The following is a 25,538-nucleotide window of genomic DNA, read 5'->3' on the forward strand; positions in this document are numbered from 1 at the left end:
GCGCCGATGGTACTGCAAGGGTGACCTTGTGGGAGAGTAGGACACCGCCGGACTTAACTTGCACAAAGGCTATGGCCACCCCGACACCGGGGTGGCCATTGCTGTTTAACCCACAACCAGGTGAACTGGTCGTGCGACACCAGACCTTCACAGAGCGCATCAGCATCAGGCCGGAGAAAACCTTGAGCGACACAGGCGACGACAGACAGGACCGCGAGCAGCGAGGCGGCGGTCGGCCGGAGCGCCAGGGTCGCCCCGATCGCGGCGGCCAGGACCGCGGGGGCCAGAACCGCCGGCCGAGCGATCGCGCACCTCGGGACGGAGATCGCCGCCCGTGGTCGCGCGACGAGCGCCCGAGCAGCTCGAGCGAGGGACGGCCCTACCGCCCGAGCTCGGGGCGCCCCGAGCGATCGGGAGAGCGTAAGCCGTATTCGCGTGATGGTGGCGGTGAGCGTAAGCCGTATTCACGTGATGGTGGTTCGGGTGAGCGTAAGCCGTACTCCCGTGATGGTGGCGGTGAGCGTAAGCCGTATTCGCGTGATGGTGGTGGGGAGCGTAAGCCGTTCTCCCGTGATGGTGGTTCGGGTGAGCGTAAGCCGTATTCGCGTGATGGTGGTGGGGAGCGTAAGCCGTTCTCCCGTGATGGTGGTTCGGGTGAGCGTAAGCCGTACTCCCGTGATGGTGGTTCGGGTGAGCGCAAGCCGTTCTCCCGTGACGGTGGTGGAGAGCGCAAGCCGTATTCGCGTGATGGTGGCGGGGAGCGCAAGCCCTACTCCCGTGACGGTGGCGGGGAGCGCAAGCCGTACTCCCGTGACGGTGGTGGAGAGCGCAAGCCGTACTCCCGTGACGGTGGTGGAGAGCGCAAGCCGTACTCCCGTGACGGTGATGGAGAGCGCAAGCCGTACTCCCGTGATGGTGGTTCAGGTGAGCGGAAGCCCTGGTCGCGTGATGGTGGTGGAGAGCGCAAGCCGTACTCCCGCGACGGCGGTGACCGCGGTCGCCGTGACGGCGATCAGAAGCTGTGGACCCATCGTGGTGCGCCGGCGCGCGGAGACCGCGATGCGCAGCGCGCGGAGCGCCAGTACACCGAGGAGGAGCTGCGTCAGCGCGAGCTGCGCTCCGTGCGGCCCGAGCACGACGATCCGGAGATCCCCGAGTCGGTCACGCCGAACGACCTCGAGCGCGTCGCCCGCAACGAGCTAAAGACGCTCAGCAAGGAGAACGCCGACGGCGTCGCGCGGCATCTCGCGATGGCAGCGATGCTCATCGACGAGGACCCCGCGCTGGCTCACCGGCATGCCGTGTCCGCTGCCCGTCGCGCCGGTCGCATCGCCGTCGTGCGCGAGACCCTGGCGATCACCGCCTATGCAACGGGTGACTTCGCGCTGGCCCTGCGTGAGCTGCGCACCCAGCGGCGCATCTCGGGATCGAACGACCAGCTCGCCCTGATGGTGGACAGCGAGCGCGGCGTCGGCCGCCCCGAGCGCGCGCTCGAGCTCGGCCGGTCCGTGCCCCGGGACACCCTTCCGGTGCCCGTGCAGGTGGCGGTCGCCATCGCGATGTCCGGCGCCCGCCTCGACCTCGGTCAGCCCGAGCTGGCCCTGGCGGAGCTCGAGATCCCGCAGCTCGACCCCACGCGCGCCTTCTCCTACAGCCCCGCGCTGTTCGACGCGTACGCCGAGGTGCTCGAGGAGCTGGGCCGCGAGGACGACGCGCGCGTCTGGCGAGACCGTGCCGTTGCGGCCGCGGAGGCGCTGGACGACAGCTTCGACGTCGGCGCCGACGAGACGGTGGAGATCATCGAGGTCGACGACCCGACCGAGTATCCCGACGACGACGCCCTCGACGCTCACGACCTGGACGGGGACGACCTCGATGAGGACGACCTGGTTGGGGACGACCTGAATGGGGACGACCTCGACGAGGTGAACGTGCCGGATGAGGCCTCCGAGGTCGCGGACGAGGTCGCGGACACGAACGCGGTTGCCGACGAGCACGCGGCAGACGCCGGCGTGGACATCGAGGACGACGAGGACGACGAGGACCCGGTGCAGTCGACCGATCCCGCCGACCAGGACGAGCAGGGAGACGCGGATGTTCCGACGGAGAAATAACGGGGCGACCCCGCTCGATGGTGTCGACGCGATCTTCGCCGACCTGGACGGCGTCGTCTACCGCGGCGACTCGGCCATCCCGCACGCCGTGGAGAGCCTGAACCAGGCATCCGACGCCGGTGTGCGCATCGGCTACATCACCAACAACGCGTCGCGCACGGATGCGACGGTGGCGGCGCACCTCTCGTCGCTCGGACTCCGCGTGACGCCCCCCGACGTCGTCACCTCGCCGCAGGCGGCCGTCCGGCTGCTCGCGGACGCGGTGCCGGCCGGGGCGACCATCCTGGTCGTCGGCGGCGACGGCCTCGTGCACGAGGTGGAGCGCGCCGGATTCGTGGTCACCCGCAGCGCCGAGGACTCTCCCGCCGCCGTGATCCAGGGCTTCGCTCCCGAGGTGGGCTGGACCCAGCTGGCCGAGGCCTCGTTCGCGCTGCACAACGCGGACGTGCAGTGGATCGCCACCAACACGGACTGGACCATTCCGGTCGGCCGCGGTGTGGCTCCGGGCAACGGCACCCTGGTCTCCGCCGTGCACACGGCCGTGGGTCGCCTGCCGAAGGTGGCGGGCAAGCCCGAGGTCCCCATCTTCGAGGAGGCCTCCCGCCGCTTCGGCGCGACCTCGCCGCTGTTCCTCGGCGACCGCCTGGACACCGACATCCTCGGCGCGAACCGTGCGGGCATGCCGTCCGTGCTCGTGCTCACCGGCATCGACCGCGCCAAGCAGGCCCTCGCCGCCGACGCGCAGTCGCGCCCCACGTTCCTGCTCGAGGACCTGCGCCAGCTGCACGAGCCCTATCCGGAGACGCGGTTCTCGGAGGACGGCGCGACCGCGACCGTGAACAGGGCCGTCGTCGGCATCCGCGGGGACCGCGTGCACGTGATCGAGCGCGGCAAGAGCCGCATCGACCTGCTGCGCGCCGGCTGCGCCGTCATCTGGGGTTCGGGTCGCGCGATCTACGGCCTCGAGGTCCCGGAGTCGCTGTACACGGCGCTGTAATCTGGGAGGCGTGGAGTACGAAGCAGAAGTCGGCGAGGCGGACGGCCTGGCGACGGATGCCCTGCGTCCTCGGCTCGAGGAGATAGAGGGCCGGCCGCTCGACCAGCGGGCGTCCGCACTCGCCGAGCTGCATGACGAGCTCCGCGCCCGTCTCGAGGGTGGGGACGCGGCCGCCGCCCGTGGCTGACGAGCGACTGGACGCCGCGCTCGCGTCCCGCGGCCTGGCGCGGTCCCGCACCGTCGCGGCGAAGCTGGTGACCGACGGCCTGGTGAGCGTCGACGGCGAGTGGATCGTGAAGCCCTCCCACCGCGTGACGCCCGACGCGGACATCCACGTGGCCCAGACCGACTCCTACGTGAGCCGGGGCGCGCACAAGCTCATCGGCGCGCTCGACGCGTTCCCCGACGTCAGGGTCGCGGGCGCGCACGCTCTCGACGTCGGTGCCTCCACCGGCGGCTTCACCCAGGTGCTGCTCGAGCGCGGAGCGGCATCCGTGATCGCGCTGGACGTCGGGCACGGCCAGCTCGTGCCGGAGCTGCGGGCCCACCCCGCCGTGATCGTGGTCGAGGGCAGGAACGTGCGGGAGCTCACCGCCGACGCTCTCGTGGCCGACTCCGGCCGCGAGGAGCCGCCGTCCCTCGTGGTCGGCGACCTGTCGTTCATCTCCCTCACGCTCGTGCTTCCGCCCCTCGTCTCCGCAGTCGGGCTCGCCGCCGACTATGTTCTGCTTGTGAAGCCACAATTCGAGGTGGGACGGGGCGGGATCCGCGAGGGCATCGTCCGGTCGGCCGACCTCCGTGCCGACGCCGTGACCCGCGTGCTGTGGTCGGCGTGGGATCTCGGGCTCGGGACCGCGGGTGTCGTGCCGTCACCGATCGTGGGCGGCGCCGGCAACCACGAGTACCTCATCCGGCTGAACGCCGCTCTCGGCGTCAATCCGACAGAATGGCTGAAGCGAATCAACGACATGGTGAGGGTGGAGCGAGCGTGACCGATCCGGCCAGGCACATCCTCGTCGTGTCGCACACCGGACGCGCGGACTCGATGGACGCGTCCGTGAGCGTCATCAACCGTCTCCTCGAGGCGAACGTGCGGCCCGTGCTGCGCGAGGACGAGAAGGACGACCTCGTCCGCTACTGCCCGACACTGCCGCACATCGACGTGCTCGGGCAGCAGGTGCGCACCGAGGAGCTCGAGCTCGTGATCGTGCTGGGCGGCGACGGCACCATCCTGCGCGCCGCCGAGATCGTGCGCGGCACAGACGTGCCCCTGCTCGGCGTGAACCTCGGCCACGTGGGGTTCCTCGCGGAGAGCGAGCGCGAGGATCTCAGTGAGACCGTGAGCCGCGCCCTGTCCCGCGAGTACACCGTCGAGGAGCGCATGACCCTCGACGTCACCGTGACAGTCGACAGCACCATCGTCCGCCGCACCTGGGCCCTCAACGAGGCCACCGTCGAGAAGGCGAGCCGCGAGCGGATGCTCGAGGTCATCATCGAGGTCGACGGCCGGCCGCTGTCGTCCTTCGGCTGCGACGGCGTCGTCATGTCGACGCCCACCGGATCCACCGCGTACTCGTTCTCCGCGGGCGGCCCCATCGTCTGGCCGAGCGTCGACGCGATGCTGCTCGTGCCGCTCAGCGCCCACTCGCTGTTCGCCCGCCCCCTCGTCGTCGGCCCGGACTCCGTGCTCGCGGTCGAGCTGCTGCAGCGCACCATGGGCACGGGCGTGCTCTGGTGCGACGGCCGCCGCACCGCCGAGCTTCCCCCGGGCGCCCGCATCGAGGCCCGCCGTTCCGACGTGCCCGTGCGGCTCGCGCGCCTGCGGCTCGCTCCGTTCACGGACCGCCTCGTCAACAAGTTCGCCCTCCCGGTCGAGGGGTGGCGCGGTCCGGTCGATCCGGCGAGGTCCGCGTGATCGAGGAGATCCTCATCCGGGACCTCGGGGTCATCGGATCGGCGACGCTGCCGCTCGGGCCCGGGTTCACCGCGCTCACGGGCGAGACCGGCGCGGGCAAGACCATGGTCGTCACGGCCCTCGGGCTGCTCCTCGGCGAGCGGTCGGACGCGGGAGCCGTGCGGTCCGGATCCGAGCGCGCGGTCGTGGAGGGCCGCTGGTTCGTGAGCGAGGACGGGCCCGTCGCCGAGCGCGTGCGCGACGCGGGCGGGGAGGTCGAGGACGGCGAGCTGCTCCTCGGCCGGTCGGTGTCGCAGGAGGGCCGCAGTCGGGCGACGGTCGGCGGCCGCAGCGCCCCGGTCGGCGTGCTCGGCGAGATCGGTCATCAGCTGGTCGTCGTCCACGGCCAGTCGGACCAGTTGCGCCTGCGGTCCGCCACCGCTCAGCGCGAGGCGCTCGACCGTTTCGCGGGGCCCGAGCTCGCGGGACCGCTGGCCGAGTACCAGGCCGTCTTCCGCCGGCTGCAGGAGAACCGCTCCGAGCTCGAGACGCTCGTGGGGGACCGCGACCGGCGCGAGCGCGAGGCGGCGGAGCTGCGCGAGGCGATGGAGGAGATCGAGAAGGTCGACCCGCAGCCCGGCGAGGACGCCGAGCTCGCCGAGCGCGCCGACCGACTCACGAACCTCGAGGATCTGCGCCTCGCCGCCGGCCAGGCGCACGAGTACTTGGCGAGCGAGGAGGTCGGCGAGGCTGCCGACGCGCTCGCGTTCCTCGACTCGGCCCGCCGCCAGCTGGACCGGGTCTCATCCCACGATCCCGAGCTCGAGGCCGTGACGGAGTCGCTGCGCAGCGCATCCTTCCTCGTGTCCGAGGTCGCGACCTCCCTGGCGAGCTACGTCTCGGGCCTCGACGCCGACGGCAGCCGGGAGCTCGAGGCGGTGCAGGATCGTCGAGCCGCGCTGTCGTCGCTGCAGCGGAAGTACGGCCCCGGCCTCGACGACGTGCTGGCCTACCTGAACACCGGCAGCGCGCGTCTGCTCGAACTCGACGGCGACACCGACCGCATCGACCTGCTCGAGGCCCTCGTCGCGGACGACGAGAAGGCCGCGTGGGACGCGGCCGACCGCATCTCCGGCATCCGCGCCGCAAAGGGCGAGGAGCTGGCCCGGCTCGTGACGGAGGAGCTCGGCGCGCTCGCGATGGCGGACGCGTCGCTCGACGTGACGGTGGAGCCGCGCGACGAGCTGAGCCTGCACGGGCGCGACGCGGTGAGCATCCTGCTGCGGCCGCATCCCGGATCGGAGCCGCGACCGCTCGGCCGTGGTGCCTCCGGCGGCGAGCTCTCGCGCGTGATGCTCGCGATCGAGGTCGTGCTGGCGGCGAGCGACCCGGTGCCCACGTTCATCTTCGACGAGGTCGACGCCGGTGTCGGCGGTGCGGCCGCGATCGAGATCGGGCGGCGACTGGCGCGGCTCGCGCAGTCCGCCCAGGTGATCGTCGTCACCCACCTCGCCCAGGTCGCCGCGTTCGCGACGAATCACCTGCGAGTGGCGAAGGGAAACGACGGCGCGGTGACGACCAGCAGCGTGCAGCGGCTCGAGGGGGAGGAGCGCATCGCCGAGATGGCGCGCCTGCTCTCGGGACTCCCCGACTCGGAGAGCGGGCTGGCGCACGCCCGCGAGCTCGTGGCGACGGCGACTGCCCTCAGCCGCTAGGTGCGGGTGCTCCTGCCCAGGCAGGGTGTTTCCTGCCCAGGCAGGGGCACGGGGATCGGCGCAATTCAGCAGATCCCAGGCAACACGCCGTCCGCTGGGCGCGACGCGCCGACGGTCTAACCGGATCTGCTGAGTTGCGTGAGTGGGCGGCCCGGATCTGCTGAGTTGCGTCGGCCGGTGGAGTGAATCTGCTGAATTGCGTTAGTGCGCAACCCGGTTCCGCTGAGTTGCGGCGCATCGGATCTCCTGAATCGCGTTCAGGTCATCGAGCGGCCATGCCCAATACACCAATACAGGCTCGCCCAGTACGCAATGCAGGCTTTGAGAGCCGGTTCCACATCAGATTCCGCGGGGATGGCAGTCACTCCCTATGAGGGAGCCTGTGTTGGGGAATGGGCGGCCTGCGTTGTACAGGGGTGCAGGGCGGCGTCGCTGGCCGGGTACGGACGCTACGATCCCTGAGCATGTCGAAGGGACGAGACGGATCCGGCGTGGGGTGCGTCGCTTCGACAAGCTCAGCGACCGTGTTTCGCTCAGCCGCCGTGTCGCTCAGCGACCGTCCCAGCCCAGCAACCACAGGAGCTCGCGACCGAGGCCGGACTCAGCAACCACAGCGCACAGCGGACGCACCCACCGCCGCCGCACCCGCTACACGAGGAGCTGGTGCTTCGCGAGATCGCGGTACAGCGGGGTCGTCTGCACCAGCTCCGAGTGAGTGCCGATGCCGACGACGCGGCCGTGCTCGAGCACGACGATTTGGTCCGAGTCCACGACGGTCGAGAGCCGGTGCGCGATCACGAGGAGGGTGCGGTTCTCCGCGACCGCGTCGATGGCCTCGCGCAGCCGCTGCTCGTTGAGCCCGTCGAGCGAGGAGGTCGACTCGTCCAGCAGCAGGATCGGCGGGGCGGAGAGCAGGGTGCGGGCGATCGCGAGGCGCTGGCGCTCGCCGCCGGAGAGCATCACACCCTCCTCGCCAACGGGCGCGGCGAGCCCGAGCGGGTTGCGCTCGAGGAGTTCGGTGAGGTTCACCGCGTGCAGCACGTCGATGCACTGCTGATCTGTGGCGTCGGGCGTGCCGAGCGTCAGGTTGTCGCGCAGGCTGCCGGCAAGCACGGGGGCGTCCTGCTCCACGTAGCCGATCTGGGCACGCAGGGCGTCGCGGTCGAGGGCGCGGACGTCGAGCCCGCCCAGGCGCACGACGCCCTCCGTCGGGTCGTAGAAGCGCTCGATGAGGGCGAGGATCGTGCTCTTGCCCGCCCCGGACGGGCCGACGAGGGCCGTTCGCCTCCCCCGCGGCACGGAGAAGCTGACGTTTTCGAGCACGGGTCCGCGGGCCTCCGGGTCGGCTTCCGTGACGGGAGCGGCCGCCCGGGCGCCCGGGGTCGACCCCTCGGAATCGGCGGCCTCGCGCACCGCCTCCTCCGCGTACCGAAAGGAGACGTCGTCGAACTCCAGCGCCGGCGCATCCGCCCGCTGGGCCTCGTACGGCGCTCCGGTGGTCACCGCGAGCGGGGCGAGCTCGCGGTCACCCTCGGTCTCGCTCGGCAGCGCGATGATCTCCCGGATGCGGCCGAGGGCGCCGAGAGCCGCGCTGACCGAGGTGACGGCGCCGAAGGCCTGGCCGAGCGGCAGGATCATGAGGAACAGGAAGAGGATGAAGGACACCAGGTTCGCGACCGTGATGTCGCCGTTCGCGACGCGGAAGCCGCCGACGCCCAGCACCACGAGGAACGACACCTGCATGGCGATACCGGCGACGGGCACCACGAGGGCGGAGATCTTCGCGACCTGGATGCCCATGCTCCACGCGGCCTCGGCATCCTTCTCGATGGCTGCGACCTCGCGGTCGGTCGCGTTCGAGGCACGGACCGTGCGCACCGCGCTCAGCGCGCGCTCGACGCTCGCGGCCAGGTCTCCCGTCTTCTCCTGCGCCTTCTGGCTCGCGATCCGGATGCGGGCGGAGAGCAGGGTGACCGTCACCACCGACGCCGCGATGACGAGCACGGTGAGGCCGAGGAGCACGGGGTCGATGATGAGCATTGCGATCAGTGCGCCGATGAACGTGACGGTGCCGCCGATCGCCTCGACGAGGCCCTGGGTGAGCACGGCGCGCAGCAGGGTGGTGTCCGATCCGACGCGCGAAACGAGGTCGCCGGTGCGGCGGGTGTCGAACTGGCTGATGGGTAGGCGCAGCATACGGCCGACCAGGTGCCGGCGTGACGAGAGGACGACGCTCTCACCGGTGCGCTGCAGCAGGTAGTGCTGGTACCCGGAGATGAGCCCGCTGAGCACGACGAGTGCGATGAGCGCCCAGACGAGCGGACCGAGGGATCGGCCGGCCTGGACGACCGAGATGACCTGGCTCACCAGCAGCGGCTGCGCCAGGCTCGCGGCCGCGCCGAGGAGGCTGAGCACCGTGACGACGGCGAGGATCCTCTTGTGCTCGAGGAGGTAGGGCAGCAGATCCGAGAAGCGGGCGCGGGGACCCTCGTCGCCCCCGTCCGCCCCGCGGCCTCGTCCTCGACCCCGGACGGGTCGGGCCGGACGGGCGGGTCGAGCGCTCCGGACAGGGCGCGACGACGTGTCGGTACTCATGAAACTTCTTTCTGGGGAGGAGAGGACGCGGGAACTAGCTTCGTCCGTACTTCTTGTGCACTGCCTGACGGCTCACGCCGAGGGCGAGCGCGATCAACTGCCAGGACGAGCCCGCGTTGCGGGCGCGCCGCACGGTGACGCCCTCGAGTCGGTCGAGTTCGCTCCGCAGCTTCGCGATGGCGCGGAGGGCCGTGTAGGGATCCTCGGAGCCCGCGTCACTCGCCAGCGCGGTGATCGTGTTCGAGTCCATGCGTCAACCCTAGTTGACGCCCGTGCGGCTGTCAATCTGAGTTGACACACGCGATCGCCGCGTCGGGCCGCGCCGCTAGAGTAGCGCCGTGCCAGCGCCCGTCATCGTCGCCTCCGACCTCACGAAGAAGTACAAGGACTTCGCCGCCGTCGACGGCATCTCGTTCGAGGTCGCGCCGGGGGAGTCGTTCGGGCTCCTCGGCCCCAACGGCGCGGGCAAGTCGACGACCATGCGGATGGTCGGCGCCGTGTCGACGCGCACGAGCGGCGACCTGCGCATCCTCGACCTGGACCCGAACGACTACGGCCCGGAGATCCGATCGCAGCTCGGGGTCGTGCCGCAGGCCGACAACCTGGACGTCGAGCTCAAGGCCCGCGACAACCTCGTCGTGTACGGGCGGTACTTCGGGCTCCCGCGCAAGGTCGTGCAGCAGCGCGCGGACGAGCTGATGGCCTTCGCCCAGCTCGAGGACAAGGTGAAGGCGAAGGTCGACGACCTGTCCGGCGGCATGAAGCGCCGCCTCACGATCGCGCGGGCGCTCATCAACGACCCGCGCATCCTGCTGCTCGACGAGCCGACGACCGGGCTGGACCCGCAGGCGCGGCACATCCTGTGGGACCGGCTGTTCCGGCTCAAGGAGCAGGGCACGACGCTCGTGCTCACCACGCACTACATGGACGAGGCCGAGCAGCTCTGCGACCGGCTCGTCGTCGTGGACAAGGGCAGCATCATGGCGGAGGGCTCTCCGGCGGCGCTGATCCGGCAGTACTCCAGCCGCGAGGTGCTCGAAGTGCGCTTCGGCTCCGACCGCAACGAGCAGGTGGCCGAGCAGCTGGCGGGCATCGGCGAGCGCGTCGAGGTGCTGCCGGACCGCATCCTCGTCTACAGCGAGGACGGCGAGGCCGAGCTGAACCACATCACGGAGCTCGGCCTGCATCCCCTGACCAGCCTCGTGCGCCGGTCGAGCCTCGAGGACGTGTTCCTCCGCCTCACCGGACGGAGCCTGATCGAGTGAGCGGCACGGAGAGTCCGCGAGGCGGATCGGTCGCGGCGGGGAGCGCGTCGGGCCGCGGCGCGCAGGGCCCGCAGTCGGAGATGGCGCGCGCCGCCATCGCCGCGGGCACGCTGCCGCGCCGGTGGGGCGCCCTCTACGTCGCCGAGCACCGCACCAGGTCGATGGCGGCGTACAAGGGCACCATCATCGCCACGGGCATCGGCAACCCGGTGGTCTACCTCTTCGCACTCGGTGTGGGGCTCGCCACGCTCGTCGACGCCAACGTCGGCGGGGCGGGCGCCACCGTGAGCTACCTGACGTTCGTCGCGCCGGCTCTGCTTGCCAGCGCGGCCGTGACGATCGCCACGGAAGAGTTCAGCTACCCCATCCTCGGCGCGTTCAAGTGGAATCCCACCTTCTTCGCCATCAACGCGTCGCCCATCTCGCCGCGGCAGATCGTCGACGGGCAGATGCTCTCCGTGCTCGTGCGGATGGTGCCGAGCTGCATCGTCTACTTCCTGTTCATGCTGGTGTTCGGGGCGGTGCCGTCGCCGATCGGCTGGCTGAGCATCCTCGCCGCGGTGGCCACCGGCATGGCCGTCGGGGCCGTGCTCATGTCCTACGTCTCGACGCTGCAGACCGACAGCGGCCAGATCGCTCTGCTCATGCGGTTCGGCCTCACGCCGATGTTCCTGTTCTCGGGCACGTTCTTCCCGCTCGCCCAGCTGCCGGCATACCTGCAGTGGATCGGCTGGATCTCGCCGCTCTGGCACGGCACGGAGCTCGGCCGAGTCTTCAGCTACGGCGCGCCCGAGCCGATCTGGCTCACCGTCGCCCACGTGCTCTACCTTGCGGCGTGGTTCGTGTTCGGCTGGCTGGCGTCGCGCCGGGTCACGGCGCGGAGGCTGAACAAGTGAGCGTGCTCGAGCGGACGCGGCGCTCGGGCCCGCTGCCGCAGTCCCTGCGCGCGCTCTACGCGGGCAACGCGCGCTCCGTCATGGCCCGCGGCCTGCTCGCGACGAAGAGCACCAACTGGACCGTCGTGGTCAGCGGATTCTTCGAGCCCGTGTTCTACCTGCTCGCCATGGGGTTCGGCCTGGGTGAACTCGTGGGCTCGGTGAGCACGACCACCGGGCAGGAGGTCAGCTACGGCGCCTTCATCGCGCCCGCGCTGCTCGCCGTGTCGGCCATGAACGGCGCGGTCTACGACTCCACCTGGAACGTCTTCTTCAAGATGAACTACACGAAGCTGTACCAGGGGATGCTGTCGACGTCGCTCGGGCCGCTCGACGTGGCCTTCGGCGAGATCGCGCTCGCCCTGCTGCGCGGGGCCGTCTACGCCACGGGCTTCCTGATCGTGATGCAGGTGCTCGGTTTGAACCTCTCCTGGCTCGCCATCCTCGCGCTGCCCGCCGTCGTGCTCATCGCGTTCGCCTTCGCGAGCTTCGGGATGGCTATCACCTCCTACATGAAGACGTTCCAGCAGATGGACTGGATCAACTTCGTGATGCTGCCCATGTTCCTGTTCTCGGCGACGTTCTACCCGCTGTCGGTCTATCCCGAGTGGATCCAGACGGTCATCCAGGCCCTGCCGCTGTGGCACGCGGTCGAGCTGATGCGCGGGCTGACGACCGGCGCCGTGGACGCCGGTGTGCTGTGGCACGTGCTCTACTTCGTCGTGATGATCCTGGTGGGTCTCGTGTTCACGACGAAGCGCTTGCGCGCGCTGTTCCTGGACTGACCGGCACCGCGGCCCGGGCGCCCCCGATAGCCTCACGGTCGCTGAGCCTTCACGGTCGCTGAGCCTGTCGAAGCGACGTAACGTCCCTTCGACAAGCTCAGGGACCGTATAGTCGCGTCCCGGCGCACCATCCGTCCCTTCGACAGGCTCGGGGACCGTATGGTCGCGTCCCGGCGCACCATCCGTCCCTTCGACAGGCTTGGGGACCGTATGGTCACGTCCCGGAGCACCATCCGTCCCTTCGACAGGCTCAGGACCGTGCTGGTCGCGTCCCAGCTGAAGCCCGCTAGGCGGTGCGGCGGCGGTGGATGCGGGCCTCCCAGGGGCGCAGCGGTGCCGTCGCCGGGGCGTCGTCGTAGTTGCCCAGCACCAGGGTCGCGTCCGCCCAGCCGCCGGGCACGTCCCAGCGCAGCTCGTCGTCCGACATGTTGCCCATCACGAGGAGTTGGTCGTCGCCGAGCGTGCGGGTGAACGCGTACAGCCGCGGATGCTCGGGCTCGAGCATCGCGAACCGGCCGAGCGCCACGGTCTGATCGGTGTGCCGCAGCTCGATGAGCCGTCGGAAGTGCTCGAAGATCGAATCCTCGGACGCGCGGTCGGCGGCGACGTTGATCTCCCGCCAGTTGTCGTTGACCTCGATCCACGGCGTGCCCGTGGTGAAGCCGGCGTTCTCACCCCCGTCCCACTGCACGGGCGTCCTGGCGTTGTCGCGGCCCTTCGCCCGCAGCGAGGCGAGCATGATCTCCGGGTCGGTGCCGAAGTGCTCCGAGTCCTGCGCGTAGTGACCGAGCGCCTCGATGTCGCGGAACTGGTCGATCGAGGTGAACGACACGTTCGTCATCCCGATCTCCTCGCCCTGGTACACGTAGGGCGTTCCGCGGTGCAGGTGCAGGATCGTCGCCCACGCCGTCGCCGAGGCGCGGCGGAACTCCCGGTCGTTGCCGTAGCGGGACACGACCCGCGGGCGGTCGTGGTTGTCGAGGTAGAGGCTGTTCCAGCCGACGTCGGCCAGCTCATCCTGCCAGCGGCCGAACGACCGCTTGAGCATCACGAGGTCGAGCGGATGCGCGTGCCACTTCGGGTCGTAGCCGAACGGCTCGTCCTCGTCGTCCTGCGGCGCGGGGAAGGGAACGTCGATGTGCTCGAACTGGAACACCATGTCCAGCTCCTTGCGGGCCGGATCGGTGAAGAGGCGCGCGTCCTCCACCGTGACCCCGGGCATCTCGCCGACCGTGATGAGGTCCGCGTCGCGCCCCTCGAACACGCGCGCGTGCATCTCCTGCAGGAACTCGTGGATGCGGGGGCCAGAGATGTAGGACGCGTGGCCGTCGCCGAACAGGGCGCCCTCGCGCTTCGGCCCGTCCGGCAGAGCGACGTCCTTGGAGATGAAGTTGATGACGTCCATGCGGAAGCCGTCGACGCCGCGGTCGAGCCACCAGTTCATCATCTCGTAGACGGCATCGCGCACCTCCGGGTTCTCCCAGTTGAGGTCCGGCTGCTGCTCCGCGAACAGGTGGAGGTAGTACTCGCCGGTGCTCTCGTCCAGGGTCCAGGCGGAGCCGGCGAAGGCGGCACCCCAGTTGTTCGGTTCGGCCCCGGGCTCGCCGGGCGCGAACCCCTCCCGCGGCCGCCGCCACCAGTACCAGTCGCGCTTCGGGTTGTCCAACGAGCTGCGGGACTGGCGGAACCATGCGTGCTCGTGGGAGGTGTGGTTCACGACGAGGTCCATCACGAGCTTGATGCCGCGCTCGTGCATCTCGGCGAGCATGGCGTCGAACTCGTCGAGCGTGCCGAACTCCGGTGCCAGGGAGCGATAGTCGCTGATGTCGTAGCCGTTGTCGAACTGCGGGGACGCGTAGATGGGGGAGAGCCACACGACGTCGACACCGAGGTCGACGAGGTGATCGAGTCGTGATCGGATGCCGCCGATGTCACCCACGCCGTCCCCGTCGGAGTCGGCGAAGCTGCGCGGGTAGATCTGGTAGACCACGGCGTCCGACCACCAGGCGGGCGGCTGCGCGGTCGCGGCGGAGCCGGCCTGGTCGGTGTCCTCGGTGCGGTCGGTGTCGTCGGTGCTCGTGCTCACACCGTCGATCCTGACACTCGACTCCGGCCCGCGCGGCCCCGGTGCCCGCCGTGTCGCCCGGGGCCGCCGCCCCCTGAGACCTGCGGCCATGCTTCCGGATGCCCGCATCGGTCGGCCGCACGCCCGGGCGCGGCCCGGTCGTCGTCTTTACCCGCGGTCACCGCGGGAAGGCACCGGCGGTGGGCGGCGCCCCCGGTGGCGGTCTAGAGCAGCACGACGAGCTTGCGAGCGCTGACCCCGTCGCGCAGGGCGTCCATGGCGACCTGCACCTGTGTGAGACCGGAGCCAACCACCCGCGCCGTGGGGGAGGCGACGTACCGGCCACTGGCGAGGGCATCCGGAAGGAACGACTCCCACAGCATCGCCCCGACCTCGTTGTGCATGAGGGAGCTCCCCCAGACGAAGCGTGCACGGATGCCGCGAGCACGACAGCGCGCCTGGAGTGCCACGTTCCCGGCGACCAGACGCGCCATCAGCCGGAGGAAGTCCGGGTGCAGCGGGGTGCGTCCGCGCAGCGCGTCGAAGGAGACCGAAGGGCTGGCGAGCGCGACGCGCTTCGCCCCCGCGCCCGCGGCGAGAGCAACCGCGGGCTCGGCGGAGCCGGTGCCCACGGCCAGCACCCCGACCACGTCCGAGCCCTTCAGCGCACGCACGACGTCCGCCACCACGGTCGGGTTCCGGTAGTCGAAGACTTCACTCGCGCCCAGTGCCCGGGCTCGGCCGTGGCGCGCGGGGGAGGCGGTCGTGACCACGCGGTAGCCTGCGGCGACCGCGAGCTGGATTGCGTTGCTGCCGACGCTCGTCGAACCACCCCAGACCACGACGGTCTGCCCGAGCGGGGCGGCTCCGTCCACCGGGTGCCGCAGCCCGAGCTGGTCCTCCTGGAACAGGGCCGATGCCGCCGTAGAGACGGCGAGCGGAAGGACCGCCGCATCCTCGAAAGCCATGTCGTCGGGGATCGGGGCGGCCAGGGACTCGAGGACGACGGGGAACAGCTGGAAGCCGCCTTCGGCCTGATGGTTGCGACCCTTCTCCATGCCCACGGCATACGCGAGCACCCGGTCCCCGATGCGGAAGCGGGAGACGCCGCTGCCCACCTCGACCACCTCGCCGGCCACATCCTCGCCGAGAACGGCGGGCAGGGGAAGCCAGCGGTACATCACGGTGCTCGCCGATTGCTTGACGAGATCCAGCGGATTCACCGCGACCGCCCGTGCGCGGAGCACGATCTCGCCCGGGCCGGGCAGCGGATACGGGGCGGCGCGGACGGCGAGGTCGGCGAAGGGGCGGTCGAGCCAGGCGGCGGAATTGGCGGTCATGGGCGCTCCAGACCTCTGCGCGGCCGTCCCGGTGACGACACGTCGTGCCATCATTCTACCCGCTGCGACGGCACGACGTGTCATGGGTTACGGTGTGACGATGGGTCGATGGGCGCCGGATGCAGCGATCCGGCTCGAGCGGGCCGCGCTCGAGCTCTTTTCCGAGCAGGGCTTCGCCGACACGACCGTGCCGCAGATCGCGGCGCGTGCTGGGCTCACCACACGCACGTACTTCCGGCACTTCGCCGACAAGCGCGACGTGCTCTTCCTCCGTGAGCGGGAGTTCCCTGCTGTCGTCTCCGCCGTGCTGGCCGACGCGCCGGGCGGCCTGACTCCCGTCGATCTCGTGATGCACGGATTCGACGCCGTCGCCCGGGACGGCTTCGACGACTGGCGTGAGGCGGTCCGCGCCAGGCGGCGCATCATCCGCTCCGACATGCACCTCCGTGAACGTGAACTCCTCAAGTCGTCGGCGCTTGCCGGCGCGATCGAGGGCGTGCTCGTCGAGCACGGGCTCGAGGCGCGGGACGCCGCGCTACTGTCGTCCTTCGGCGTACTCGTCTTCGACGCCGCCCTCGACAGCTGGCTCGAGGGCGCGAACGACCGGCCCCTGCACGACGTGCTGCGCGAGACGCGGGACCGCCTGGGGCGGTTGACCGGCTGAGGACCGCCGGATCGGCGACCCACCGGTCCAGGGATCAGCGCGTCAGCCGATCGAGCGCAGCACCGCCACGGTCGCCAGCACGGCCTCCGCCGCCTCGCGGCCCTTGTCCTCCTTCGAGCCGGGCAGGCCCGCACGGTCGATGCCCTGCTGCTCGTCGTCGAGGGTGAGCACCCCGAAGCCGACGGGCTTGCCGGTGCGGATGCTGACCTGGGTGAGGCCGCTGGTCGCGGCGTCGGACACGTAGTCGAAGTGGGGCGTGCCGCCACGGATGATGACGCCGAGGGCCACGACGCCGTCGGCGCCCGCCTCGAGCGCGGCCTGGGCGACGACGGGGAGCTCGAAGCTGCCCGGCACCCGGATCTCCGTGACCTCCGCTCCCGCCTCCTCGAGGGCCCTGTGCGCCCCGGCGAGGAGGCCGTTCGTGATGGTCTCGTGCCAACGTCCGGCGACGATGGTCACCTTCAGGCCGCGCCCGTCGACCTCGATCTCGGGTGATCCTTCGCCGCTCATGCCTCGTGTCCCTTTCCGTCGCCTCCGGACAGGGTACCGAGGGCATCGAGTGAGTGCCCCATCCGGTCCCGCTTGGTCTCGAGGTACCCCTCGTTGAACGCGCTGACCCCGACGAGGAGCGGGACCCGCTCGCGCACGACGATGCCGTGCGACTCGAGCTGCTTCGCCTTGTCCGGGTTGTTGCTCAGCAGGCGCACGGATCGCACGCCGAGGTCGTCGAGGATAGCGCTCGCCGCGCCGTAGTCGCGGGAGTCGGCCGGGAGGCCGAGCGCGAGGTTGGCGTCGAGCGTGTCCAGCCCGTCCTCCTGCAGGCGATAGGCCTTCAGCTTGTTGATGAGGCCGATGCCGCGTCCCTCCTGACCGCGCAGATACACGACGACGCCGCCCTCGCTCTGGATGGCGTCGAGCGCCGAGTCCAGCTGCGGTCCGCACTCGCACTTGAGCGACCCGAAGGCCTCGCCGGTGAGGCACTCCGAGTGCACGCGCACGAGCGCGCCCTCGGCGCTCGGGGTGCCGGCGATGATGGCGACGTGATCCGCGCCCGTCGTGCGGTCGCGGTAGGCGCGCACGCGGAATGCTCCGTGCGAGGTGGGCACCGTGGTCTCGACCTCGAAGATCACCTGGGACGACTCGGTCAGGACCGGTGCGGCATCCGCGTCGGACGGCGCCTCGCTCTCGAGCCACTCGATGAGGGCCGCGATCGTGATCACCGGGACGCCCTCGCGCTCGCCGAACGCGAGCAGCCCGGGCAGGCGCATCATCTCGCCGTCCTCGGCCACGATCTCGGAGATGGCCGCGACCGGCACGAGCCCGGCCAGGCGCATCAGGTCGACACTGGCCTCGGTGTGCCCCGGCCGCTGGCGCACGCCGCCGTCGAGGGCGCGCAGGGGGAGGATGTGTCCCGGCCGGCGCACGTCGCCGGCCTCGGAGGCCGGGTCGGCCAGCACGCGCAACGTGTGCGCCCGGTCGGCTGCGCTGATCCCCGTGGTCACGCCGCGGGCCGAGTCGACGGTCACCGTGTAGGCGGTGCCGCGCACGTCCTCGTTGCTGACCACCATGAGCGGGAGCTCCATGCGGTCGGCGATCTCGTTGGTCATGGGCGCGCAGAGGAACCCGGACGAGTTGCGCACGGTCCACGCGATCGTCTCCTGGGTGGCGAGCTGCGCCGAGAGCACGACGTCGCCCTCGTTCTCGCGGCCCTCGTCGTCCACCACGATCACGGGGCGGCCCGCCCGCAGCGCGTCGAGCGCCACGGGGATGGTGGCGAGGCTCATCGGCCCTCTCCCAGCTGCAGCATCCGCCGCACGTGACGGGCGAGGATGTCGGTCTCGATGTTCACGGCGTCACCGGGCTCGAGGGCGCCGAGCGTCGTCGCCGTCAGCGTCTCGGGGATGAGGGAGACCTCGAACCAGGCCTCGCCGGCGCCCGCGTCCGGCGCGCTGATGCCGCTCACCGTGAGGCTCACCCCGGACACGGCGATGGAGCCCTTGTCCACCACGAGCGGGGCGAGGTCATCCGGCAGCGAGAACCGCAGCACCCGCCAGGCGTCGCCCGGCGTCACGCTGAGCAGCCGGGCGGTCCCGTCGACGTGGCCCTGCACGATGTGCCCGCCCAGGCGGTCGCCGACCTGGGCGGCGCGCTCGAGGTTCACGGGGTCGCCCGACTCGAGCGAGCCGACCGTGCTCATGACCAGGGTCTGGGCCATGACGTCAACCGTGAAGGTCTCCGCGTCCCACTCGACGACGGTGAGGCACACACCGTTCACCGAGATCGAGTCGCCGTGACCCGCGTCGGCGACGGCACGGGGGCCGCGGATGCGCAGCCTCCCCGAGTCGCCCTGTCGCTCCCAGCGCTCGACGCGCCCCAGTTCTTCGATGATGCCCGTGAACACGGTCACCGTCCTTTCGGTCGCGAGATCGTCAGCACGTCATCGCCGAGGCGGTGCACGGATCGGATTTCCAGTCGTATTGCATCGTTCAGGGTGGCCACCCCGACGTCCTGGACCGCCAGGCGGGGGCCGCCGAGCAGCAGGGGCGCCTGATAGACCAGGACCTCGTCGGCGAGCCCGGCGCGCAGGAACGCGCTCGCGAGCGTCGGACCGCCCTCGACGAACGCCGAGCGGAAGCCGCGATCGTAGAGGTCGGCGAGCACGGTGCGCACGTCATGGGTGGGATAGGCGAGCGGGGGCTCCGGGTGCGTGTGCACGGCGGCTCCCGCCGGGATCGGCCGGGTGCCCACGATGACGGGGGTGGGCTGGTGATCCAGGAGCGTGCCGTCCGCCCGCCGTGCGGTGAGGCTCGGATCGTCGTCGAGCAGGGTTCCCGTGCCGACGAGGATCGCTCCCGCGCGGGCCCGCCGCTCGTGCACGTCGTCGCGCGCCTCGGGTCCGGTGATCCACTGGCTCGTGCCGTCCCCCGCGGCCGCGCGACCGTCGAGGCTCGCCGCCCACTTCACCGTGACGAACGGCCGCCGCAGCCGGGCCGCGGTGAGCCAGCCGTGGATGCTCTCCGCCACCTCGTCGGCACAGACGCCGCCGATCACCTCGACCCCGCCCTCCGCGAGCGTCCGGGCGCCGCCGGAGGATCGGTCACCCGGATCCGCGATCGCGTAGACGACGCGGGCGACCCCGGCCTCGAGGAGTGCACGCGCGCACGGGCCCGTGCGGCCCGTGTGGTTGCAGGGCTCGAGCGTGACGACCGCGGTGGCGCCGCGCGCGCCGCCCTGCGGCAGTTGGGAGAGTGCGTCGACCTCGGCGTGCGCCGTGCCCGCGCCCCGGTGCCAGCCCTCGGCGAGCACCGTGCCGGCGTCGTCGAGCAGCACGCAGCCGACCTGGGGGTTCTCGCCCCACACCGGTCCCCCCGCCGAGAGCTCGATCGCCCGGCGCATCGCGGGCACGTACGTGGTTGCCGCCCCCGTTGTGCTGGTGCTCATGCGGATTCCTGTTCCTGGTGGTGTGCGCGACCCGTAGGCGCGGCGCGGCGATCGACGGACTCTATTGAAGCGTCAACCACCGCGTCCGGCAGGTATTCCCCGCGGTGCCGGCGACGGTCTCCGCGTCGCGACTCGCGGGCTTCGTTGCGGCTTCGACGGTAGGACATCGCGGCCGGTGGCTCGCGGTGCCCCGATCAGTTCGGCGAGCCGGCGCGCTCCACGGCGTCCCGCTCGCCCGTAGCGGGGCGCTGGGCCGATCGCCGGCCGAGCGAGCCGATGCGGTGCCGCACGCCCCAGACGAACACGCGCGTCATCGCCTCCACGACGATGCCCATGCTCATCTTCGAGGAGCCAGACTCCCGCTCGATGAAGGTGATGGGCCGCTCGGCCACGGGCCGTCCCGAGCGCTCGACGAGCCACGCCATCTCGATCTGGAAGCTGTAGCCGTGGGAGTGCACCGCGGAGAGGTCGAGGGCCCGGAGCGCGTCGGCGCGGTACCCGCGAAAGCCGCTCGTGATGTCGCGGAGGCGCGACCCGAGCATGACCCGGGCGAACAGGGTGCCCGAATGAGAGATCACACGGCGGTGCAGCGGCCAGTTCTCGACCCGGCCGCCCGGCATCCAGCGGGTGCCGATGACGAGGTCGGCGCCGTCGGTCAGCGCCCGCAGCAGGCTCGGCAGCTCCTCCGGCTGGTGTGATCCGTCCGCGTCCACCTCGAAGACGAGGTCGTAGTCGCGGGCGAGGGCCCAGCGGAAGCCGGCGACGTAGGCGCTGCCCAGCCCGGACTTGCCCGCACGGTGCAAGACCGAGATCCGGGGATCGGCCGCGGCGAGGTCGTCCGCGATGCGGCCGGTGCCGTCCGGGCTGTTGTCGTCGACGACGAGCACGCTCAGTTCCGGCGCCGCGTCGAGGATGCGGCGGACGGTGCTGGGGAGGCTCTCGCGCTCGTTGTAGGTCGGCACGATAGCCAGTGCTGCTGTCACGGTTACCAGCGTAACGGCGTCAGGGGGGACGGCTAGCCGTCCTCCCTGTGAACGGACCGGAACCGCCGCGGGGCGCCGATCAGGATCAGGAACGAAGCGCGGCGGCGCGCCTGGCGGGACGGAGCAGGCCGACCCGGTCGTACACCGTGGCGATGGTGGCCTCCGCGATCTCGTTGGCGCGCTCGGCGTTGACCGCGAGCATCCGGTCGAGCTCGGCCGGATCGTCCAGCAGTTCGAGCGTGCGCTCCCGCACCGGGGCGAACGTGTCGACGACCGCCTCGGCCACATCCTTCTTGAGGTCCCCGTAGCCGCGGCCCTCGTACGCGGCCTCGAGGCCGGCGACCGGCGTGCCCGTGAACGCGGACAGGATCGACAGCAGGTTGGAGACGCCCGGCTTCTCGCCCCGGTCGAAGCGCACCTCCCGGCCCGTGTCCGTCACGGCCGACTTGATCTTCTTCGCCGTCACCTTCGGGTCGTCGAGCAACCAGACGATGCCCGCGGGCGACTCCGACGACTTGCTCATCTTCGCGGTGGGGTTCTGCAGGTCGTAGATGCGCGCGGTCTCCTTGAGGATGAGCGCCTCGGGCATCGGGAAGGTCTCGCCGAACCGCGAGTTGAAGCGGTTTGCGAGGTCGCGGGTCAGCTCGACGTGCTGCCGCTGGTCGTCGCCCACCGGCACCACGGTCGTGCCGTAGAGCAGGATGTCCGCCGCCATGAGCACGGGATAGGCGAACAGGCCGAGCGACGCGGAGTCCGTGCCCTGCTTCGCCGCCTTGTCCTTGAACTGCGTCATCCGGCTGGCCTCACCGAAGCCGGTGATGGTGTTCAACACCCAGGCGAGCTCCGCGTGGGCGGGCACGTGCGACTGCACGAAGAGGGTGGAGCGCTCGGGGTCGATGCCGGCCGCGATGTACTGGGCGGCCGTCCGACGGGTCTGCTCGCGGAGCGTGCCCGGGTCCTGCGGCACGGTGATGGCGTGCAGGTCCACGACGCAGAACAGCGCGTCGTGGGTCTGCTGCAGCGCCTTCCACTGCAGCAGCGCGCCGACGTAGTTGCCGGCGTGCAGGGAGTCGGCGGAGGGCTGCATGCCCGAGAAGAGGCGGGGGAGTGCGGTCATGGGGGTTCGCGGATCCTTTGCGGGGTATGCGGGGTATGCGGGGCGGAAATCGAGGGGGAGGGATGCGGGTCAGACCGCGTAGTCAACGACGACGGGCGTGTGGTCGGAGAACCGGGCGTCGTAGGAGGGGGCTCGGTCGACGGTGTACCCGCTCGCGGTCGCGGCGAGGGCTGCCGTCGCGAGGTGGTAGTCGATGCGCCAGCCGCTGTCATTGTCGAACGCCTTGCCGCGCCAGCTCCACCAGGTGTACGGACCGTCCACCTCCCCGGCGGACGCTCGCCCGACGTCGACCCAGCCGAGTCCGGTGCCGGTGGAGCCGTCCGCGCCCTGCACGGTCTCACCCTGCGGTCCGGTGATGCGGTCGAAGTACGCGCGCTCGCGGGGCAGGAAACCGGCGCGCTTCACGTTGCCCTTCCAGTTGCGGATGTCCAGCTCGCGGTGGCCGACGTTGAGGTCGCCGAGCACCACGGCGTACGGGTTGTGCGCCGCGATCTCGGGCAGCCGCGCCTCCATGCCGTCGAGGAAGCGGTACTTCTCCTCCTGCTTGGGCGTGTCCGCCTCGCCGGAGTGCACGTACGCGCTGACGACCGTGACGACGCGGTCGCCCACCTCGTAGTCGGCCTCCAGCCAGCGGCCGGCGGTGTCGAAGTCCTCCTCGCCGATGGCGACGCGGTGGATGTGAGCGCGGTTGCGGCTGGCGAGGGCCACGCCCGCGCGACCCTTCGCCGTCGCTGCGTCGTGCAGGATGTTCCACTCCGGGCCGAGCAGGCTCTCGATGTCCTCGGTGCTCGCCCGGACCTCCTGCAGGGCGAGGATGTCGACGCCGCGGCCGTCCAGCCACTCGCCCATTCCCCTGCGGTACGCGGCGCGGATGCCGTTGACGTTGACCGTGGCGATGCGCAGGGGTGAAGCCATGCGCAGAAGCTTAGTTCGCGCGGACGGGTTGCCCGTCCGGTGCTGTCTCCTCCGGGGACCCGGTCTCGGCGTCGGGCTCGACCTCGGGCAAGCGGCCGATGCGGCGGCGCAGCACGACCCGGCGCAGCCCCCGGGCGTCCGCGTACTCCGCCTCGAGCCTGCGGCGCACGACGCGGGCGAGCAGGCGCCGGGCGTCCGCCTCGGCCTCGGCCTCCGTCTTCTCCCGCGGCTGCGGCGCGAGCGACCCGACGGTCTCGCCCCGGTCGCTCATGCCGACCGCGATCCACGACGCGGCGTAGAGGATGACGCGGCAGATGAGGTTGAACCAGATCAGGAGTCCGATGATGACGGCGAAGGAGGCGAGCAGCGGATTCCTGCTCGCGCCGCCGAGAAGCGTCGACCCGAGCACCTTGAGCACGCCGAGCGCGACCCCGCCGAGCAGGCAACCCGCGATGAGGCGGCGGAAGGGGATGGGGATGCCGGACAGCACCCGGAAGAGGCCGGCGAGCAGCAGGGTGTCCAGCGTGAGCACGATCGCGAGGCCGACGACGCGGGCCACCACGATCTGGAGGATCGAGTCGTCGCGGACGCCGATGAGGGAGAAGAGGAAGCCGAGCGCCTCCGTGCTCGCCACCGAGATCGCCGCCGAGACGAGCAGGACGAGGCCGAAGCCGATCGCGATGCCGAAGTCCTTCACCTTCAGCAGCAGGAAGAACGTCGTGGGCGGGGGCAGGTCGAAGATGCGCCGCACTGCGTCGCGGGCGGCGGCGAGGAAGCCGAGGGCGGTCACGATGAGGCCGACGGCGGCGAGCGCGCCCGTCCAGCCGAAGATGCCCGCGTCGAGCAGCACCGCGGGGTCGACGGCGCCCTCCGGGCCGATCAGCCCCGGCACCGACGCGTTGATCTGGTCGAGCAACGCGTTCTCGAGCGCCGGGTTGGCTCGCAGGAACAACCCGGCGACGGAGAAGCCGACCCAGAGCGCGGCGAACACGGCGAAGATCGCGGAGTAGCTCATGCCGGAGGCGAGGAGGTCGCCTCCGTTGTTCATGTAGTTGAAGAAGACGCGGACCGGGCGCCACTCGAACACACGCGCGATGAGGGCGGCGATGCCGGTGGGCGCCGGTGCGTTCGTCTTGTCCTGGGGGGAATCGTCCTCGACCTCACCGCGGCGGTCCGCCTCGGCGGCCGTCTCGCTGGCCATCGGCGGGGGATCAGTCGGGGATGACGATCTCGCGCTGCAGGATCGCGGCGATCTGTGCGGGGTCGTCGCTCTCGCGGAGGCGCCGGCGGAAGGCGTCGTTGATCAGCTTGCGGGCGAGATGGGCGAGGATCACGAGGTGCTTGTGGTCGGGGCCCTGCGGGGCGCCGATCAGGAAGATGAGGTGCGCGGGTCCGTCGTCGGAGCCGAAGTCGACGCCGGCGTCGCTGAGGCCCACGGCGACGCTCGGCGTCGTGACGTGGGTCGACCGTGCGTGGGGGAAGGCGATGCCTCCGGGGAGCCCCGTCGCCATCTGCTCCTCGCGGGCGCGCACGTCGGCGAGGAAACCGTCCACGTCAGTCACGCGTCCCGCCTGGGCGAGCGTCTCCGCGAGCCGGCGCGTCGCCTCCTGGCGGGTCTCCGCCTCGAGGCCGATCACCACGAGGTTCGCCTCGGTGATGGGGCTTCTCGTGTCGGTCATGGAGCTCCCTTGCGGCCGTGACAGCGGGCCCGGGTGTCCGCCGTCGTGTCCTGCCAGGCTACGCCGTTTGCCGCGCTCTCCCTACCGTCCTGCCGCGCGCGAACGGCGCTCCCTCAGGAGAGCCGCCAGGTCGCCCTGTGCGCGACGCGTCTCAGGCGCGGCCTGTTCTTCGGCGCCGGTCCCTCAACCGCCTGAGGTGCCCATTTCGGTTCCGTTTAGCGCGAAAACGGGACCGAAGCGGGCACCTCAGCGGGGGAGAACCGGGCGGGTCAGGCTCCGCGTCCGCGCAGGATGGCCTGCTTGACCTCGGCGATCGCCTGGGTCACCTGGATGCCGCGGGGGCACGCCTCGGAGCAGTTGAAGGTGGTGCGGCAGCGCCACACGCCCTCGCGGTCGGCGAGCACGTCGAGCCGCACGTTCGACTCGTCGCGGGAGTCGAAGATGAAGCGGTGCGCGTTCACGATGGCGGCAGGCCCGAAGTACTGGCCGTCCGTCCAGAACACGGGGCAGCTCGAGGTGCACGCGGCGCAGAGGATGCACTTGGTGGTGTCGTCGTAGCGGGCGCGCTGCTCGGGGCTCTGCGCACGCTCCTTGCCCTCCTTGGGCTTGGAGTTCGCGATGAGGAACGGCTGCACCTCGCGGTAGGACTGGAAGAACGGCTCCATGTCCACGACGAGGTCCTTCTCGAGCGGCAGGCCCTTGATCGCCTCGACATAGATGGGCTGCGTGATGTCGAGGTCCTTGATCAGCGTCTTGCAGGCCAGGCGGTTGCGGCCGTTGATGCGCATCGCGTCGGATCCGCAGATGCCGTGCGCGCAGGACCGGCGGAAGGTCAGCGACCCGTCCTGCTCCCACTTGATCTTGTGCAGCGCGTCGAGCACGCGGTCCGTGGGCAGCATCTCCACGTCGAAGTCCTGCCAGCGCGGCTCGGTGTCGATCTCGGGGTCGAACCGGCGGATGATGAGCGTGACGGTGAAGGTCTCCACGGCGCTCGGCGTTGCAATGCTCACTGTTGCCTCTTCTTGCTCTTCGGG

The 25,538-nt window shown here is 70.9% G+C and carries 24 protein-coding genes; 10 read left to right on the forward strand and 14 right to left on the reverse strand.

Annotated elements, in window-relative coordinates:
* The first annotated feature begins 182 nt into the window (after positions 1-182).
* The 6 genes from DAI20_RS18900 to recN are packed head-to-tail and all read left to right on the forward strand — an operon-like array spanning position 183 to position 6,720.
* On the forward strand, positions 183-2,114 hold the full coding sequence (locus DAI20_RS18900; RefSeq protein WP_240605941.1) for a primosomal protein: 1,932 nt from the start codon (positions 183-185) through the stop codon (positions 2,112-2,114).
* The gene (locus DAI20_RS06410) at positions 2,095-3,111 is read left to right on the forward strand and encodes an HAD-IIA family hydrolase (protein ID WP_108249791.1); all 1,017 of its coding nucleotides are present in this window, start codon (positions 2,095-2,097) and stop codon (positions 3,109-3,111) included. Before DAI20_RS18900 ends, DAI20_RS06410 begins: the two co-directional genes overlap by 20 nt.
* A 10-nt stretch (positions 3,112-3,121) precedes the next feature.
* Positions 3,122-3,298 (forward strand): hypothetical protein, encoded by a 177-nt coding sequence (locus DAI20_RS18435; RefSeq protein WP_159084948.1) that lies wholly within the window; start codon positions 3,122-3,124, stop codon positions 3,296-3,298.
* Positions 3,243-4,103 (forward strand): TlyA family RNA methyltransferase, encoded by an 861-nt coding sequence (locus tag DAI20_RS06415; protein ID WP_108249792.1) that lies wholly within the window; start codon positions 3,243-3,245, stop codon positions 4,101-4,103. Before DAI20_RS18435 ends, DAI20_RS06415 begins: the two co-directional genes overlap by 56 nt.
* Entirely contained in the window at positions 4,058-5,026 is a 969-nt protein-coding gene (locus DAI20_RS06420) for an NAD kinase (protein ID WP_108249793.1), read from the forward strand. Before DAI20_RS06415 ends, DAI20_RS06420 begins: the two co-directional genes overlap by 46 nt.
* Positions 5,023-6,720 (forward strand): DNA repair protein RecN, encoded by a 1,698-nt coding sequence (gene recN / locus DAI20_RS06425; protein WP_108250525.1) that lies wholly within the window; start codon positions 5,023-5,025, stop codon positions 6,718-6,720. Before DAI20_RS06420 ends, recN begins: the two co-directional genes overlap by 4 nt.
* A gap of 648 nt (positions 6,721-7,368) precedes the next feature.
* On the opposite strand, the gene DAI20_RS06430 is transcribed toward recN, so the two are convergent.
* Both DAI20_RS06430 and DAI20_RS06435 read right to left on the reverse strand, forming a co-directional pair.
* A complete protein-coding gene (locus tag DAI20_RS06430; protein ID WP_108249794.1) occupies positions 7,369-9,315 on the reverse strand; it encodes an ABC transporter ATP-binding protein in 1,947 nt (648 codons plus the stop codon).
* A 34-nt stretch (positions 9,316-9,349) separates the two neighbouring features.
* Positions 9,350-9,565: a hypothetical protein gene (locus DAI20_RS06435; RefSeq protein ID WP_240605943.1), complete on the reverse strand. Its 216-nt coding sequence runs from the start codon at positions 9,563-9,565 to the stop codon at positions 9,350-9,352.
* Between the two features lie 88 nt (positions 9,566-9,653).
* On the opposite strand from DAI20_RS06435, the gene DAI20_RS06440 reads away from it, so the two are divergent.
* Genes DAI20_RS06440 through DAI20_RS06450 form a run of 3 tightly spaced genes read left to right on the forward strand, consistent with a single transcriptional unit; the run spans position 9,654 to position 12,300 of the window.
* The gene (locus tag DAI20_RS06440) at positions 9,654-10,580 is read left to right on the forward strand and encodes an ABC transporter ATP-binding protein (protein ID WP_108249795.1); all 927 of its coding nucleotides are present in this window, start codon (positions 9,654-9,656) and stop codon (positions 10,578-10,580) included.
* Positions 10,577-11,476: an ABC transporter permease gene (locus tag DAI20_RS06445; RefSeq protein ID WP_240605944.1), complete on the forward strand. Its 900-nt coding sequence runs from the start codon at positions 10,577-10,579 to the stop codon at positions 11,474-11,476. Before DAI20_RS06440 ends, DAI20_RS06445 begins: the two co-directional genes overlap by 4 nt.
* Positions 11,473-12,300, forward strand: coding sequence for an ABC transporter permease (locus DAI20_RS06450; RefSeq protein WP_240605945.1), 828 nt, complete (start codon positions 11,473-11,475; stop codon positions 12,298-12,300). The genes DAI20_RS06445 and DAI20_RS06450 overlap by 4 nt, the downstream gene beginning before the upstream one ends.
* A 286-nt stretch (positions 12,301-12,586) precedes the next feature.
* On the opposite strand, the gene DAI20_RS06455 is transcribed toward DAI20_RS06450, so the two are convergent.
* Together DAI20_RS06455 and DAI20_RS06460 are read right to left on the reverse strand one after the other, a co-directional pair.
* Positions 12,587-14,386: a glycoside hydrolase family 13 protein gene (locus DAI20_RS06455; RefSeq protein WP_306766462.1), complete on the reverse strand. Its 1,800-nt coding sequence runs from the start codon at positions 14,384-14,386 to the stop codon at positions 12,587-12,589.
* 203 nt (positions 14,387-14,589) lie between these two features.
* Positions 14,590-15,705 (reverse strand): zinc-binding alcohol dehydrogenase family protein, encoded by a 1,116-nt coding sequence (locus DAI20_RS06460; RefSeq protein ID WP_108249797.1) that lies wholly within the window; start codon positions 15,703-15,705, stop codon positions 14,590-14,592.
* Positions 15,706-15,805: 100 nt separating this feature from the next.
* On the opposite strand from DAI20_RS06460, the gene DAI20_RS06465 reads away from it, so the two are divergent.
* On the forward strand, positions 15,806-16,369 hold the full coding sequence (locus tag DAI20_RS06465; RefSeq protein WP_159084949.1) for a TetR/AcrR family transcriptional regulator: 564 nt from the start codon (positions 15,806-15,808) through the stop codon (positions 16,367-16,369).
* A gap of 42 nt (positions 16,370-16,411) precedes the next feature.
* Here the strand turns inward: DAI20_RS06465 and ribH are convergent, their stop codons facing one another.
* The 10 genes from ribH to DAI20_RS06515 all read right to left on the reverse strand — a co-directional run bounded on the left by ribH (position 16,412) and on the right by DAI20_RS06515 (position 25,514).
* Positions 16,412-16,879, reverse strand: a complete 468-nt coding sequence (gene ribH / locus DAI20_RS06470; RefSeq protein WP_108249799.1) for a 6,7-dimethyl-8-ribityllumazine synthase — start codon at positions 16,877-16,879, stop codon at positions 16,412-16,414.
* The gene (gene ribA / locus DAI20_RS06475) at positions 16,876-18,153 is read right to left on the reverse strand and encodes a GTP cyclohydrolase II (RefSeq protein WP_108249800.1); all 1,278 of its coding nucleotides are present in this window, start codon (positions 18,151-18,153) and stop codon (positions 16,876-16,878) included. Before ribA ends, ribH begins: the two co-directional genes overlap by 4 nt.
* A complete protein-coding gene (locus tag DAI20_RS06480) occupies positions 18,150-18,770 on the reverse strand; it encodes a riboflavin synthase (protein WP_108250529.1) in 621 nt (206 codons plus the stop codon). Before DAI20_RS06480 ends, ribA begins: the two co-directional genes overlap by 4 nt.
* Before the next feature lie 2 nt (positions 18,771-18,772).
* Positions 18,773-19,810 (reverse strand): bifunctional diaminohydroxyphosphoribosylaminopyrimidine deaminase/5-amino-6-(5-phosphoribosylamino)uracil reductase RibD, encoded by a 1,038-nt coding sequence (ribD, locus tag DAI20_RS06485; RefSeq protein WP_240605946.1) that lies wholly within the window; start codon positions 19,808-19,810, stop codon positions 18,773-18,775.
* Positions 19,811-20,004: 194 nt separating this feature from the next.
* The gene (locus DAI20_RS06490; RefSeq protein ID WP_205781379.1) at positions 20,005-20,793 is read right to left on the reverse strand and encodes a polyprenol monophosphomannose synthase; all 789 of its coding nucleotides are present in this window, start codon (positions 20,791-20,793) and stop codon (positions 20,005-20,007) included.
* A gap of 85 nt (positions 20,794-20,878) precedes the next feature.
* Positions 20,879-21,910, reverse strand: a complete 1,032-nt coding sequence (trpS, locus tag DAI20_RS06495) for a tryptophan--tRNA ligase (RefSeq protein ID WP_108249801.1) — start codon at positions 21,908-21,910, stop codon at positions 20,879-20,881.
* Positions 21,911-21,979: 69 nt separating this feature from the next.
* On the reverse strand, positions 21,980-22,825 hold the full coding sequence (locus tag DAI20_RS06500; RefSeq protein ID WP_108249802.1) for an exodeoxyribonuclease III: 846 nt from the start codon (positions 22,823-22,825) through the stop codon (positions 21,980-21,982).
* 10 nt (positions 22,826-22,835) lie between these two features.
* On the reverse strand, positions 22,836-24,026 hold the full coding sequence (locus tag DAI20_RS06505; protein ID WP_108249803.1) for a YihY/virulence factor BrkB family protein: 1,191 nt from the start codon (positions 24,024-24,026) through the stop codon (positions 22,836-22,838).
* Positions 24,027-24,036: 10 nt separating this feature from the next.
* The gene (locus DAI20_RS06510; RefSeq protein ID WP_108249804.1) at positions 24,037-24,504 is read right to left on the reverse strand and encodes a PTS sugar transporter subunit IIA; all 468 of its coding nucleotides are present in this window, start codon (positions 24,502-24,504) and stop codon (positions 24,037-24,039) included.
* Positions 24,505-24,773: 269 nt separating this feature from the next.
* Positions 24,774-25,514, reverse strand: a complete 741-nt coding sequence (locus DAI20_RS06515) for a succinate dehydrogenase iron-sulfur subunit (protein ID WP_108249805.1) — start codon at positions 25,512-25,514, stop codon at positions 24,774-24,776.
* Positions 25,515-25,538: the final 24 nt, after the last annotated feature.

It is taken from the genome of Planctomonas deserti, assembly GCF_003067705.1.
GTDB classification, from domain to species: Bacteria; Actinomycetota; Actinomycetes; order Actinomycetales; family Microbacteriaceae; genus Planctomonas; species Planctomonas deserti.

Coding starts and splice junctions, on each gene's coding strand:
- ribD (WP_240605946.1), bottom strand. CDS start 19,810: ATGAGCACCAGCACAACGGGGGCGGCAACCACGTACGTGCCCGCGATG.
- DAI20_RS06415 (WP_108249792.1), top strand. CDS start 3,243: ATGACGAGCTCCGCGCCCGTCTCGAGGGTGGGGACGCGGCCGCCGCCC.
- DAI20_RS06430 (WP_108249794.1), bottom strand. CDS start 9,315: ATGAGTACCGACACGTCGTCGCGCCCTGTCCGGAGCGCTCGACCCGCC.
- DAI20_RS06500 (WP_108249802.1), bottom strand. CDS start 22,825: ATGGCTTCACCCCTGCGCATCGCCACGGTCAACGTCAACGGCATCCGC.
- DAI20_RS06465 (WP_159084949.1), top strand. CDS start 15,806: ATGGGTCGATGGGCGCCGGATGCAGCGATCCGGCTCGAGCGGGCCGCG.
- ribH (WP_108249799.1), bottom strand. CDS start 16,879: ATGAGCGGCGAAGGATCACCCGAGATCGAGGTCGACGGGCGCGGCCTG.
- ribA (WP_108249800.1), bottom strand. CDS start 18,153: ATGAGCCTCGCCACCATCCCCGTGGCGCTCGACGCGCTGCGGGCGGGC.
- trpS (WP_108249801.1), bottom strand. CDS start 21,910: ATGACCGCACTCCCCCGCCTCTTCTCGGGCATGCAGCCCTCCGCCGAC.
- DAI20_RS06510 (WP_108249804.1), bottom strand. CDS start 24,504: ATGACCGACACGAGAAGCCCCATCACCGAGGCGAACCTCGTGGTGATC.
- DAI20_RS06420 (WP_108249793.1), top strand. CDS start 4,058: ATGGCTGAAGCGAATCAACGACATGGTGAGGGTGGAGCGAGCGTGACC.
- DAI20_RS06505 (WP_108249803.1), bottom strand. CDS start 24,026: ATGGCCAGCGAGACGGCCGCCGAGGCGGACCGCCGCGGTGAGGTCGAG.
- DAI20_RS06410 (WP_108249791.1), top strand. CDS start 2,095: ATGTTCCGACGGAGAAATAACGGGGCGACCCCGCTCGATGGTGTCGAC.
- DAI20_RS06460 (WP_108249797.1), bottom strand. CDS start 15,705: ATGACCGCCAATTCCGCCGCCTGGCTCGACCGCCCCTTCGCCGACCTC.
- DAI20_RS06435 (WP_240605943.1), bottom strand. CDS start 9,565: ATGGACTCGAACACGATCACCGCGCTGGCGAGTGACGCGGGCTCCGAG.